The 12,814-nt window shown below is 70.6% G+C and carries 12 protein-coding genes; 10 read left to right on the top strand and 2 right to left on the bottom strand.

All coding sequences use genetic code 11. From position 1 onward, the window contains the following. Positions 1–2: 2 nt before the first annotated feature. Positions 3–1,115: a DegT/DnrJ/EryC1/StrS family aminotransferase gene (locus F5972_RS35830; protein ID WP_150940448.1), complete on the bottom strand. Its 1,113-nt coding sequence runs from the start codon at positions 1,113–1,115 to the stop codon at positions 3–5. Continuing rightward, positions 1,112–2,266, bottom strand: coding sequence for a DegT/DnrJ/EryC1/StrS family aminotransferase (locus F5972_RS35825; protein WP_225312200.1), 1,155 nt, complete (start codon positions 2,264–2,266; stop codon positions 1,112–1,114). Before F5972_RS35825 ends, F5972_RS35830 begins: the two co-directional genes overlap by 4 nt. Positions 2,267–2,502: 236 nt before the next feature. On the opposite strand from F5972_RS35825, the gene F5972_RS35820 reads away from it, so the two are divergent. From F5972_RS35820 to F5972_RS35775, 10 genes are all read left to right on the top strand, one after another. After that, a complete protein-coding gene (locus F5972_RS35820) occupies positions 2,503–3,576 on the top strand; it encodes a 4-hydroxy-3-methylbut-2-enyl diphosphate reductase (RefSeq protein WP_150940526.1) in 1,074 nt (357 codons plus the stop codon). A gap of 163 nt (positions 3,577–3,739) precedes the next feature. Beyond that, positions 3,740–4,810: a polyprenyl synthetase family protein gene (locus tag F5972_RS35815; RefSeq protein WP_150940446.1), complete on the top strand. Its 1,071-nt coding sequence runs from the start codon at positions 3,740–3,742 to the stop codon at positions 4,808–4,810. A gap of 15 nt (positions 4,811–4,825) precedes the next feature. Further along, the gene (locus F5972_RS35810; RefSeq protein ID WP_150940444.1) at positions 4,826–5,869 is read left to right on the top strand and encodes a Gfo/Idh/MocA family oxidoreductase; all 1,044 of its coding nucleotides are present in this window, start codon (positions 4,826–4,828) and stop codon (positions 5,867–5,869) included. Beyond that, entirely contained in the window at positions 5,862–6,749 is an 888-nt protein-coding gene (locus F5972_RS35805; protein WP_150940442.1) for a sugar phosphate isomerase/epimerase family protein, read from the top strand. The genes F5972_RS35810 and F5972_RS35805 overlap by 8 nt, the downstream gene beginning before the upstream one ends. After that, positions 6,746–8,029 carry a M20/M25/M40 family metallo-hydrolase gene (locus F5972_RS35800; RefSeq protein WP_150940440.1) on the top strand — a complete coding sequence of 428 codons (1,284 nt, stop codon included), beginning with the start codon at positions 6,746–6,748 and terminating at the stop codon, positions 8,027–8,029. Before F5972_RS35805 ends, F5972_RS35800 begins: the two co-directional genes overlap by 4 nt. A 4-nt stretch (positions 8,030–8,033) precedes the next feature. Further along, positions 8,034–9,143, top strand: a complete 1,110-nt coding sequence (locus F5972_RS35795) for an Ldh family oxidoreductase (RefSeq protein WP_150940438.1) — start codon at positions 8,034–8,036, stop codon at positions 9,141–9,143. After that, the gene (locus F5972_RS35790) at positions 9,140–10,057 is read left to right on the top strand and encodes a Gfo/Idh/MocA family protein (protein WP_150940436.1); all 918 of its coding nucleotides are present in this window, start codon (positions 9,140–9,142) and stop codon (positions 10,055–10,057) included. The genes F5972_RS35795 and F5972_RS35790 overlap by 4 nt, the downstream gene beginning before the upstream one ends. A 10-nt stretch (positions 10,058–10,067) precedes the next feature. Next, positions 10,068–10,487 (top strand): DUF6917 domain-containing protein, encoded by a 420-nt coding sequence (locus F5972_RS35785; protein ID WP_150940434.1) that lies wholly within the window; start codon positions 10,068–10,070, stop codon positions 10,485–10,487. Beyond that, a complete protein-coding gene (locus tag F5972_RS35780; RefSeq protein WP_150940432.1) occupies positions 10,480–12,312 on the top strand; it encodes a 1-deoxy-D-xylulose-5-phosphate synthase in 1,833 nt (610 codons plus the stop codon). The genes F5972_RS35785 and F5972_RS35780 overlap by 8 nt, the downstream gene beginning before the upstream one ends. Continuing rightward, positions 12,309–12,814 (top strand): flavodoxin-dependent (E)-4-hydroxy-3-methylbut-2-enyl-diphosphate synthase (locus tag F5972_RS35775; RefSeq protein ID WP_191910482.1); only part of this gene is annotated, 506 nt, incomplete at its 3' end. The genes F5972_RS35780 and F5972_RS35775, both read left to right, overlap by 4 nt.

Below are 12,814 nucleotides of genomic sequence, written 5' to 3'. Positions count from 1 at the left end.
ATTCATTCGAAGAACTCGCAGACGGAGTCGGCTATGTATTCCACTTGCTCGTCGGTCAGGTGAGGCCAGATCGGAATCGCGAGATTGCGGGCACTCACCAGAGAGGCGTTCGGCCAGGAATCGCCGGGCGCGGCGAAGGCCGAGAAGGCCGGTTGCAGGGGAAGGGGCACGGGATAGTAGATGTGGGTGCCGATCTGGCGCTCGGTGAGGTAGGCCCGCAGGTCCTCCCGCCGCTCGACCAGGAGCGAGTACACGTAGTAGCACCGGCCGTTGCGGCCTTTGGGCGGCGGGACGAGTCCCCTGTCAGTGAATCCGGAGAAGCGTTCGGAATAGTAGTCGGCTATCCGCGCGCGCCGTTCGAGCCGTTCGGCGAAGCCCGGCAGCCGGTGCAACTGGAAGCGTGCGAGGACCTCGTCGAACCTGCTGTTGTATCCGATGCGGTGGTGAAGGAAGCGATGCTTCCCGTCCTGGCCGTGGTTGCGCAGCTGCCGCACGATCGTGGCGAGGTCCGGATCGTCGGTGAAGACCATGCCGCCTTCCCCCGCCGTGCCGAACGCCTTGACCTGGAAGAACGAGACGACTCCGAGGTGCCCCCAGCGACCCGCCTGGCGCCCGTCCAGAACGGCGCCCTGCGCGACGGCGGCGTCCTCGATGAGGGCGACGCCGTGACGTTCGGCCATCCGCCGGTAGCGCGGCATGTCCGCCATGATCGAGAAAACGTGAGCCGGCATGATCGCACGGGTGCGCGAAGTGATGAGGCTCTCGGCGTGATCCGGATCCATCACCATGGTCAGCGGGTCGACGTCGGCGAACACGACCGTGCCGCCCAGGTTCGCCACCGTGCTCGCGACCGGCTGGCAGCAGAACGCGGGCACGACGACCTCGTCTCCTGGACCGACGCCGGCGGCGTGCACAGCGAGGGTGAGCGCGCCGGTGCCGCTCCCGCACGCGATGACGTGGCGTGCGCCGGTCAGGTCGGCGATCTCCTGTTCCAGCATGGCGGTCGACTCGCCGAGGATGAACCTCTGCTCCGGTGAGGTGCCCAGTTCGTAGAGGATCTTCAGCATCACCTCCCGGTCCGTCTCGAACAGGTCCGGGGGAAAGAAGGGGATCATCCGGTCCTCCCCGTGTAGAACTCGCGTACGGCGTCGCAGACCATGTCGACGGCGGACTCCGGCAGATCCGGGTAGAAGGGCAGCCCCACCGTCCGTTCGCACGCCCGCTCGGCGTGGGGGAAGTCGCCGGGGGAGTGCCCCAGGGCGGAGAAGCACGGCTGCAGGTGCAGGGGGATCGGGTAGTAGACCTCGGTGCCGATGCCCCGGTCGGTCAGGTGCCGCACGAGGTCGTCTCTCCGGTCGGCCTCGACGACGTACACGTAGAAGACGGGGTTCGTGTCCGACGTCCGCTCCACGATCGTCGGAAGGCGGGTCACGCCCGGCACGTCACGCAGGCGCTCGGTGTAGGCGGCCGCCAACCGGGCCCGCCGCTCGATCTGCGCGTCCAGCCCGGCGAGCTTGGCCAGGAGCACGGCCGCCTGGATGTCGTCCATCTTGCTGTTGGTGCCCGAGACACCGGAGAGGTTGGAGATGCCGGCGATGTGATCGATCGTCTTGCCCATCCGGCCGTGGTGGCGCAGGATCCCGGCGAGGCGGGCGATCTCGTCGTCGTCGGTGAGTATCATTCCCGCGTCGCCCAGGGCCCCGAGGGTCTTGGTGGGGAAGAAGGACAGGACGCCGCCGGCCCCGAGTAACCCCGCGTGGACACCGTTCCATCGCATGCCGATGGCTTCGGCGCTGTCCTCGACGACCAGGAGGCCGTGATCCGCGGCCAGGACGCGAAGGGCGTCCATGTCCGCCATCTGGGTGAACAGGTGGACCGGCATCACCGCCCGGGTCCGCTCGCTGATCACGGACGCGGCCGAGGCGGCGTCGAGGGCGTAGCTCTCCGGCTCGATGTCGGCGAAGACCGGTCGTGCCCTGGCCAGCGCGACCGACGTCGCCGAGGCCGCGAAACTGAACGCGGGGACGACGACCTCGTCACCCGGCGCTATCCCGGCCGCACGAAGCAGGAGAACGAGCGCGTCGGTCCCGCTGTTGACCGCGATCGCGTGCCGGGCTCCGGTGTACCCGGCGACGGCCTTCTCGAGTTCGGAGACCTTCCGGCCGTGGGAGAACTTCCCGCGGTCGAACACATCCTCCACATGCCCGCTGATCGCCGGCCAGGCCTTCCTGAACGTCTCGGCCTGGTCGAAGAACGGCACTTTCACGGTACCGCCGGAGAGGACATCTCTGCCGCTCAATGAACACCCCCACCGAGTCGCCCGTGCGCTGGAGAAACCGATAGCTGAATCCGCGGCCCAAGCTATGCAGCGCCCCCTGCGCGATCAATAGCAGTGGCATGGCAATATCGGGGTGGGCATAGCAGGCCGTAGCAGGGCTGTTTCGCCGGCGGGCCATTCATCTGCTATCCGTGATCCCCTCGGTTGACCGGGCCGAATGCCGTATGCAGTCTGAGGGGGACATCTCCACCGGGGTGTTCTTTTCATGCGCCGTATCGGCCACGCGAATTCGGGGGACGGGCAGGGTGGAGCACGAGGCGAGTTCGGCTGACAAAGCCGGCGTCGCGAAAAAGGTGATACTCGCCGAGCCGCGCGGGTTCTGCGCAGGGGTACGGCGGGCGATCACCATTGTGGAAGAAGCGCTCCGTATTCATGGGCCGCCTGTCCATGTGCGGAAGGAAATCGTTCACAATCACCGGGTAGTGGCCGAACTGAGCCGGCGGGGAGTCGTGTTCGTCGACTCCGAGGACGAGGTCCCCGAAGGCGCGGTGTGCATCTTCTCCGCGCACGGCGTGGCGCCGCAGGTGCGGCGCAACGCGGAGGCCAGGCGACTCGACGTCATCGACGCGACCTGCCCGCTTGTCACCAAGGTGCACCAGGAGGCCCGCCGGTTCGCCGACGCCGGTCGCTCCATCGTGCTCATCGGGCACCGGGAACACGAGGAGGTGGAGGGGACCTACGGGGAGGCTCCCAACGCGATCACCATCGTGGAGAAGGCCGAGGACGTCGCCCACCTGGAACTGCCCGACACCGCTCCGCTCGCTTTCCTGACCCAGACGACGCTGTCCGTCGACGAGACCGAGGACATCGTCCAGGCGCTGCGCCGCAGGTACCCGTCGATCGTGGCGCCCGGCACCGGAGACATCTGCTACGCGAGCCAGAACCGTCAGGACGCGGTGAAGGCCGTGGCGGCGCGGAGCGACCTGGTGCTGGTCGTCGGCTCCCGGAACTCCAGCAACTCCCTGAGGATGGTGGAGGTCGCGCGTAGCCTCGGCGTCCCCGCCTACCTGGTGCCGGAGGCCGGCGCGCTGGACGAGGGCTGGCTGGATGGAGTCCGCACCGTGGGGGTGAGCTCCGGTGCGAGCGCACCCGAGGTCCTGGTGGAGGAGCTGCTGGGGCGGCTGGGGCGACTGGGCTACCTGGAGATCGAGACGGCACGGACCACCGTCGAGGACGTGGTCTTCAAGCCACCCGCCCAGTTGTCCGCCGGCCGGGCGGCGCGCGTCCCCGAAGAGTAGGAGGGCGCCGGATCCCGCCGCGGTGGGGCCGTCCGCGCGACGGCGTCCGGCGTGCGGAGAGCGACGACTCGGCGAGGCATGACCCGCAGGCACGGACGCGGCGGGCGCAAGAGACGCACCGGACAGGATTTGAGCCCGTACTCACCTCCGAGAAAGGCATGTCATGCCCCTGTCGACCACGAGCCCCCCGGCCGGAACCGAGGCGGCCGAGATACGGCGACGGCTTGTCGCGGACGCGGAGGACCGGATCCACCGGCTGCTGGATCTGGAGACGGAGAAGTGGACCGCGGCAGGCGGAAGACCCGCAGAGCTGGTGGCGTCCGTGCGGCGCGTCGTGGACGCCGGCGGAAAGCGCCTGCGCCCCGCTTTCTGCGTGACGGGCTATCTGTCGGCCGGCGGCGATCCCGGGAGCGGTGACGACGTCGTGCGTGCCGCGGCGGCCCTGGAGTTGCTGCACGTGTTCGCGCTGATCCACGACGACGTGCTGGACGACTCCGCCGTGCGGCGGGGGGTCGAGACCGTCCACAGCACCTACGCCGGCGACCACCTGCGCAGAGGCATGCTCGGCGAGCCGCGCAGGTACGGCGAGGGCGTCGCGATCCTGGCGGGTGACCTCGCGCACGTCTACGCGGACGGCCTGGCGGCGCAGCTGCCTCCCGCCGCCCGGCAGATCTGGACCGAGCTGCGCACCGAGATGATCGTCGGTCAGTTCCTCGATGTGCTGGCCGCGGCGGAGGCCCTGATGGACGTGCAGACGGCACGCTGGATCGCCGTCTGCAAGTCCGGGCACTACACCATCCACCGCCCTCTCACCCTGGGCGCCGCCGTCGCCGGCCGCACCGACCTGAACGGGGTCTTCCAGCGGTACGGCGCCCTGGTGGGCGAGGCCTTCCAGCTCAGGGACGACCTCATCGACGTCACCGGCGACAGCGGGATCACCGGTAAGCCGACGGGTCTGGACGCCGCGCGGCACAAGATGACGCTCCTGCTCGCGCTGGCCGCGGAGAAGGACGACCGGGTGCGGAAGCTGGTCGGGGCGCCCGCCCGGGAGCACGACGCCGCGGAGCGGCTGCACACCCTGCTGCGCGAGTGCGGAGTCGTCGACGACGTCGAACGGCTCATCCAGGAACTCGTCGACGACGCCTGCGCCGTGATCCGCGAGGCGCCGCTCGACCGGGAATGGCGCGAGGAACTGATCGAGATGGCCCACCGTGTCGCCTACCGCGACCACTGAACTGGGACGAATCCCTTGTTGCATACGCTGATCATCGGCATGGGCCGTTCCGGCATCGGCCTGCACTGGCCCGTGCTGCACCGGTTGAAATCCGATCCGCTGCACCGATCCCTGTTCTCGCCGGAACCCCCGCTGGGGTGGGACGTTCGCGGTGACGCGGCCGCCGTGCCGCCCGGCGTCAAAGTGATCCGCGTGCTGGAACACGCGCCCGACCTGATCGATCCGGCACGCACGGTCGTGCATGTCTGCACCCCGCCCCAGCAGCGGGCGGACACGGTTCGCCGGCTCGCGGAACTCGGCTTCCGGCGGCTGCTCATCGAAAAGCCCCTCGCCGGTGACGCCGCCGCGGCGCAGTCGATCGCCGAACTGCGCACGACGCTGGGCCTGGAGATCATCGTGGTCGCTCCCTGGCTGGACAGCGAACTCACCAGGCGGGCCCGTGACCTGATCGAGTCGGGCAGGCTCGGCGAACTGCGGACGATGTCGTTCGCCCAGCGCAAGCCGCGGTTCCAGCGGACCCTGCGGAGCGCCGAGAACCTCACGGTCTTCGACGTCGAGCCGCCGCACTCCGTCGGAGTGGCCCTCTCGCTCGCCGGAGACGCGGAGGTGGTCGCCGCCGCCTGGAGCGACATGCGGGTGGATCAGGCGGTGGTCCCGGCGATGGGCGCGGGGCGTCTGACGCTCCGCCACGCGGCGGCGCGCACCCGGATCTTCTCGAACCTCACCGCGCTCGTCCGGGAACGCCGGCTGACCCTCCAGTTCACCGAAGGCAGATTCGTCGGCCACTACCCCGCCAGCGAGAACGACCCGTTCGCCTGCACCGTGATCACGACGCCGGCGGGAGTCGCCGAGAACCATTTCGTGGACGACTCGCTCACCGAGTTCATCCTGCGGGTGTACCGGCGGTTCGCCGAGAAGGACGACACCGACCGCGACTTCGCGCTCAACCTGAGAGTGGTGCGGCTGCTCGACGACGCCAAGGCCATCTGCCGCGAATCGGGCTTCGGCGGACCTCCGAACGGGTTGCCCACGTTCAAGGTGGTGCCGAGCAATGCGTGAAGCGCCTGCCCCCGTCGAGGGTATCCGGCTGAGCGGAATCGGAGACGAGGCCGGATCGACGCTCCTGGAACAGATCAGGGCGCTGGAGCTGGTCGGCTGGCACACCATCGAACTGCGCACCGTCGACGGAATCCCCTTGGCCGACCTGTCCGACCGCCACTTCGAGCGGGTGGCAGAGGCCCTGTCGGACGCGCGGATGTCGACGGTGTGCCTGGACTCCCGGATCGCCAACTGGGGGCGCCCCATCACGGGAGACCTGGAGGCCGACCTGACCGAGCTCAGGACGCTGGCCCGCAGATGCGGGCAAGTGGGCACCCGCTACGTGCGGATCATGTCCTACCCCAACGACGGCCTGGACGACGCCGACTGGCGTGACGAGGCGCTCAGGCGGCTGCGGATCCTGGCCGCGGAGGCCGAGCAGTCGGGACTCGTGCTCCTGCACGAGAACTGCGCGGGCTGGGCCGGACGGGACGGCTCGCGGATGCTCCAGATGCTGGAGACGGTCGGCGGTCCGGCGCTGCGGCTGCTCTTCGACATGGGAAACGGAGTGGAGTACGAGTACGACGGTTACGAACTGCTCCGGCAGATCGTCGACCACGTGGCTCACGTGCACGTCAAGGATGCCCGGGGGCCGGCCTCGGCCGCCGTGTACACGCTTCCCGGGGATGGCGAGTGCCGCGTCGCCGACTGCCTCCGGCTGCTGGTCGCCCGGGGCTACTCCGGTGTCTGGAGTGTCGAGCCCCATCTGCGCGTGCGGCCCCATGAGGGGCTGGCGGGCGCGGGGCACGAAAGGCTCGGTCCCTTCGTGACCTACGCGCGCCGTCTGGAAGAGCTGATCCGCAACGAGGTGGCGCGGCCGGTGGGGGGCGCTCCGCGATGAGTCGTCTGTCCGCCGGCGACCGGCTGCTGCTGCTCGATCTGCTCCGGCTTCCGACCGCGGGGCCCCTGGAGACGGGGAGCGACGTGGGCTGCGGGATCCGCGAGGCCCAGGTGCGGTACGCGAGGGCAGCTGCGGCGTTCGGCATGGAGGTCGCCCACCACGCGCCCGCGGATCCCGCCGTGCTGTCGCTGGAGGGCGTGCCGGCCGTGGTCCGCGAGGCCGCCGGCGCCGACCCCGCCGCGTTCCTCGGCGCCCAGCCGAATCTCGTCCTGCGGCTGGGCCCCGAACTGCCCCCCGAGCGCGTCGTGATGTTCAACGTGCACATCGACACGGTCTCCGGGGATCTTCCCGTACGCCTCGGGCGGGACCGCGTCGAAGGACGAGGCGCCATCGACGCCAAGGGGCCCGCCGTGGCGCTCCTGGCGGGGATCCGGAGCGCGTGCGCCCGCGAGCCGTCCGTGGGCCGGGACGTCGGTGTCCTGGTGCAGGCCGTCTCGGGCGAGGAGGGCGGGGCGATGGGAGTGTTCGGTACCAGGCCTCTCGTCGCGTCCGGCTACTTCGGCAGGCTCAACGTCTTCTGCGAACCGACCGGGATGAGGGTGCTGCCGCGCGCCACGGCGGCGATGACCGCGAGTATCTCGGTGGCCGGGTCCGACTCCGTCGACGACGAACCCGAGGTGGGGCACAACGCGACGGTGCTGCTCGGTTTCCTCGCGCAGCATCTCGCCGAGAGCCTGGGACGCGACGCGGGTGACGGCGCGGTCTGCGTCGCCGGGCTGCACACGGGTCACCGGCACAACAGGGTGTACGGGTCCGGCAAGCTGCTGATCAACCTGTCCTACAGCTCGGCCGTGACCGCGCGCCGATGGGAGGACGCGGTGACCACAGAGCTTCGCCGGGGGCTCGTGGAGTTCTCCCGCAGATTCGCCCACATCCCCCTGTTCGGCAGGACCGCGGCCGACGCCCCGGACATCACCGTGCTGCGCTGGGAGAAACGGGGACTTCCCGCCCTGCGCGGCACCGATTCGTGGGGCGAGGACTTCCTGTCACGGGAGGTCGGCCTCACCTCGTGGCCGCCGGAGAGGCCCGCGTTCACCTGCGACGCCATCTGGATGGCGGAGGTTCCCGGCGTGCACACCGTCGTCCTCGGCCCGGGGGAGCTGGGCAGGAACAACGCGCACGCCTCGGGGGAGTACGCCGGCTTCGAGGAGCTGGAGCAGTTCGCGGAATGCGTCGAGCGCATACTCATTCGTTTTGCACGGAGCCGGAAGGAACGATGAACCGATGCGGAACGCCCGAGTCTCCTATGAGGCCCTGACAACCCTCGTCGCGCGCGTCTTCGAGCACCGCGGCGTCCCCGCCAAGCGGGCCGTGGTCGCCGCCCGGGCACTCTGCCATGGCGACCTCACCGGCGTCACGTCACACGGCCTGCGCAACCTGACACAGCTCTACCTCCCGCTTTTCGCCGAGTCCCGGGTCGAGCCCGACGCGGACCTGGAGGTTCTCGCGGACCGTGGGGCCTCGGTGCTGGTGGACGCGAACCGGGCGCTCGGGCTGTGGGCGGCCGGCGAGGCGATGGACATCGCCGTGGAGCGCGCCCGCTCCCACGGCATCGGCATGGTCTCCATGCGCAACTGCACGCATTTCGGCCTCGCCGGTTTTCACTCGGCCCGCGCCGTCCGGCACGGCATGATCGGTATCGCGGCGTCCAACTGTGGCCGGCAGCGCATCGCGCGACCTCCCGGCGGGAGCGTCGCCATGCTGGGCACGAACCCGTACAGCATCGCGGCTCCCGCGCTGCCCGGCCACCCTTTCGTCCTGGACATGAGCACGACCGTGGTGCCCACGGGCAGAGTTCGGGCGGCCGCCCGTGCGGGCGGGAGGATCCCCGAGGGGTGGCTCGCGGACGACGACGGACATCCGGTGACCGACCCGGCGGCCTTCGACCGTGGTGAGGCCCATCTGCTGTGGCTGGGCGGCCGGCCGGAGACCGGCGCCTACAAGGGGTTCGGGCTCGGGTTGATGGTCGAGGTCCTCGCGGCGCTGCTGGCCGGGGCGGGGCTGGGCCCCTCGGACGAGGCGCTGCTCGGCGACGGCGGGCCGAGCGGCCGCGACGACGACATCGGAGTGATCGCCATCGCCATCGCCCCGGACGTCCTGCGCGAGCCCGGCGAGTTCCGGGCGGGCGCCGAGCACTTGTTCGGCAGCCTGGTGCGGTGCCCGCCCGCGGACGACGGCTCACCCGTCCGCTATCCGGGCTGGCTGGAAGCCGAGACGGAGCGGGAGAACCTTCGCCTCGGGGTTCCGCTGCCCGGCTGGCTTCTCGACGAGCTCGCCCGGGTCGCCAGGGAGGCGGGAGCGACGGCCCCGGCTCCGATGGGGGAGGACGCGTGAGGGAGCTGCGCATCGGCGTCATCGGACTGGGTGTGATCTCGCGGTTCTACCTGGCGGCCCTGCCCGGCCGTACGGACATGCGGCTGACGGCGGTGTGCGATCTCCGCGAGGAGGCGATGACGGGCTTCGGTCCCGAGGTGGAGCGGCATCTGGATCACCGGACGATGCTCGGCCGCGGTGGTGTCGACGCGGTCGTCGTCAACGTGCCGAACGACATCCACGCGCCGATCTGCCGTGCCGCCCTGGAGGCGGGAGTGGCGGTGTGTGTCGAGAAGCCCATCGCGACCGATCACGAGGACGCGCTGGAACTGCAGCGGCTCTCCGCGAAGACCGGCGTTCCGCTCTTCACGGCCTTCCACCGCAGGTACAACAGCAACGTGCTGGCACTGCTCCGGGACGACGCGGGCGCTCCCGCCGTCGAGTCGGTGACCGTGCGGTACTACGAGCGGATCGAGGAGCACGTTGGCGACGACGGCTGGTACCTGGACCCCGGCCGATGCGGAGGCGGGTGCCTGGCGGACAACGGCCCGAACGCCTTGGACCTCGTCAGGCTGTTCCTCGGCGACGTCGGCGTCACCCGGTCGGACGTCTCCTACGACGAGAGCGGCGTCGACAGGCGGGCGACCGTCGAACTGCGCGCGCCGTCGGGGGCGACGGGGGCCGTGCTGCTCGACTGGTCCTACGCGCACGGAGAGCTCAAGGACGTGACCGTCCGGTACGCCGACGGCAGCGAGCGCCGCGCGGACATGCTGGCCGGATACTCGGTCTTCAAGAGCTCGCTCTTCCACGAGTACGCCGGCGTTCTCGACGACTTCGCAAGGGCCGCCCGCGGCCCCGGAGGCGCCGACCCGCACGGCGTGGCCGCGCTCGAACTCGTCCTGGCGGCCTACGAACTCGCATCAGAACACTCCTGAGGAGCCTTCCTTGTACGACGAATCCGGTGCCAAGCGCTCCGTGCAGAGCGAGCTCGTGAAGGTCCTCAAGCATCACCGGGACGACCGGGGCATGGTGCTCGAGCCGTTCGGGAGCAGGTGCGTACGTCGTGGCGAGATCCACGAGCTGGTGACGACGGACGAGGCGGCGGCCATGGGCGATCGCGTCGACCGGGTGGGCTTCCTCGGCTTCACCGAGATCACCTCCGCGGGGGTGCTCGACGTCGGCGACACCGTCGTGGTCGACGGCCGTCCCATCGGTCGTCTGCTGGGGTTCGACGCCTGTCACTTCCCCAACCACTACAACCTGCTGATCTCGACCCCCCGCCTTCTCACGGGGCCCGGGCTGGGACTGAGCCCGGGTTCGGTCATCGTCTTCTCCGCCTCTGCCGGGGGGACGGCCCATGGCTGACGAATCCGGGGTCCTGGACCAGATCACGGGGCCGTACGACCTGAAGCGGCTGTCGCCCGGAGATCTCACGCGGCTGGCCGGCGAGATACGGGCGGAACTGGTGGCCGCGGTCGCCCGGGACGGCGGCCACCTCGGCTCCAACCTGGGTGTCGTCGAGTTGACCATCGCCCTCCACAGGGTCTTCGACTCGCCCCGGGACCGGCTGCTGTTCGACACCGGCCATCAGGCCTACGTGCACAAGATGCTGACCGGACGGCGGGACCTGCGGCGGCTGCGGAGCAGGGGTGGCCTGTCCGGCTACCCGTGCCGCGCCGAGTCCGAGCACGACGTACTCGAGAACTCCCACGCGTCCACCGCGCTGAGCTACGCGGACGGACTGGCCAAGGCGTACCGGCTGAGCGGCGAGGACCGCCGCGTGGTGGCGGTGGTGGGCGACGGGGCGCTCACCGGGGGCATGGCCTGGGAGGCGCTCAACAACATCGGCGGCGCCGGGGACCGGCCCGTGATCATCGTGGTGAACGACAACGGCCGGTCCTACTCGCCCACCGCCGGTGGACTCGCCGATCACCTGGCCCGTCTCCGCGAGGGCGCCCCCGGCCGGTCCGGCGTCGGGGCTCCCCGGCCGGTGTTCGAGGAACTCGGCGTGGAATACCTCGGCCCGGTCGACGGGCACGACGAGGCGATGGTCGAGGCGGCGCTGCGCCAGGCCCGCGTGCTCGGCAGGCCGGTCCTCGTCCACTGCGTGACGACCAAGGGGTACGGATACCCTCCGGCGGAAGACGACCCGGTGGAGCGGTTCCACGCGCCGGGGCGGTTCGACCCCGCGACCGGCCGGAGGACGCGTGCCTCCGGACGGTCGTGGACCGAGGCGTTCTCGGCGGAACTGGTGGACATCGGTGCGGGTAACCCGCGCATCGTTGCGATCACCGCGGCGATGCTGCATCCGACCGGGCTGGCCGCCTTCCAGGCCGCCTTCCCGGAGCGGACCTACGACGTCGGCATCGCCGAGCAGCACGCCGTCGCCTCGGCGGCGGGACTGGCACTCGGCGGGGCGCATCCGGTGGTGGCAATCTACTCGACCTTCCTCAACCGCGCGTTCGACCAGGTTCTGATGGATGTGGCCCTGCACCGGCTCGGGGTGACCTTCGTCCTCGACAGGGCCGGAATCACCGGAGACGACGGGCCGAGCCACAACGGCATGTGGGATCTGTCCATCCTGCAGGTGGTCCCGGGCCTCCGGGTGGCCGCACCGCGCGACGCAGCCCGCCTGAGCGGGTTGCTGCGGGAGGCGGTCGCCGTCGACGATGCGCCGACCGTCGTCCGTTTCCCGAAGGGGGAGCTTCCGCCCGAGACGGACCCGGTCGCCACCGTGGGCGCGGTGGACGTCCTGGCCCGTGGCAGCGCCGAGGACGTCCTCATCGTGGCGGTCGGGCCGTTCGCCGGGCTCTGCCTCGAAGTCGCCGAGCGCCTCGGCGCCCAGGGCGTCGGCGTCACCGTCGTCGACCCCCGATGGGTGCAGCCGATCGACCCGGCCGTCACCGAACTGGCCGGCCGGCACCGGCTCGTCGCGGTGGTCGAGGACAACGGCCGGGTGGGCGGCGTGGGCGACGCCGTGGCCCGCCTGGCGCGTGACGCGGGCCTGACGGCCGACGTCCAGACCTTCGGCATCCCGCAGCGTTTTCTCGAACACGCCCCGCGAACCGAGTTGCTCGCCGATATCGGGCTTCGCGCGGATGACCTCGCCGGCGTCCTCGGCGCCCGGCTCGCCGGTCGGCGATCGAAGCAGCGGGAGACCACGACTCCGATCCTGGAAGGTGTGCGATGAGGGATGATCGCGCCGTTGGCGTCCCGCCCGGGCCGGTGACGCTGGGACTTCCCGCCGTGCGGAACCGGCCGATCGCCGCGCGGCGGGTGTCGCGTCGGATCATGGTCGGGTCGGTTCCCGTCGGCGGGGACGCGCCGGTCTCGGTGCAGTCGATGACCACCACGCTGACCGCCGACGTCAACTCCACACTCCAGCAGATCGCCGAGCTCACCGCGGCCGGCTGCCAGATCGTCCGCGTCGCGGTGCCGTCCCAGGACGACGCCGACGCGCTGCCGGCGATCGCCCGCAAGTCGCAGATCCCCGTCATCGCCGACATCCACTTCCAGCCGAAGTACGTCTTCGCCGCCATCGAGGCGGGCTGCGCGGCGGTGCGGGTCAACCCGGGCAACATCAAGAAGTTCGACGACAAGGTCGGCGAGATCGCCCGCGCCGCCTCCGACGCCGGCGTGCCGATCAGGATCGGCGTCAACGCCGGGTCCCTCGACCCGCGCCTGCTGGCCAA

The organism is Microbispora cellulosiformans (assembly GCF_008728085.1).
Classification (GTDB): domain Bacteria; phylum Actinomycetota; class Actinomycetes; order Streptosporangiales; family Streptosporangiaceae; genus Microbispora; species Microbispora amethystogenes.
Note: the sequence above shows the minus strand (reverse complement) of the source record. Positions and strands in the feature narration are given on the sequence as shown.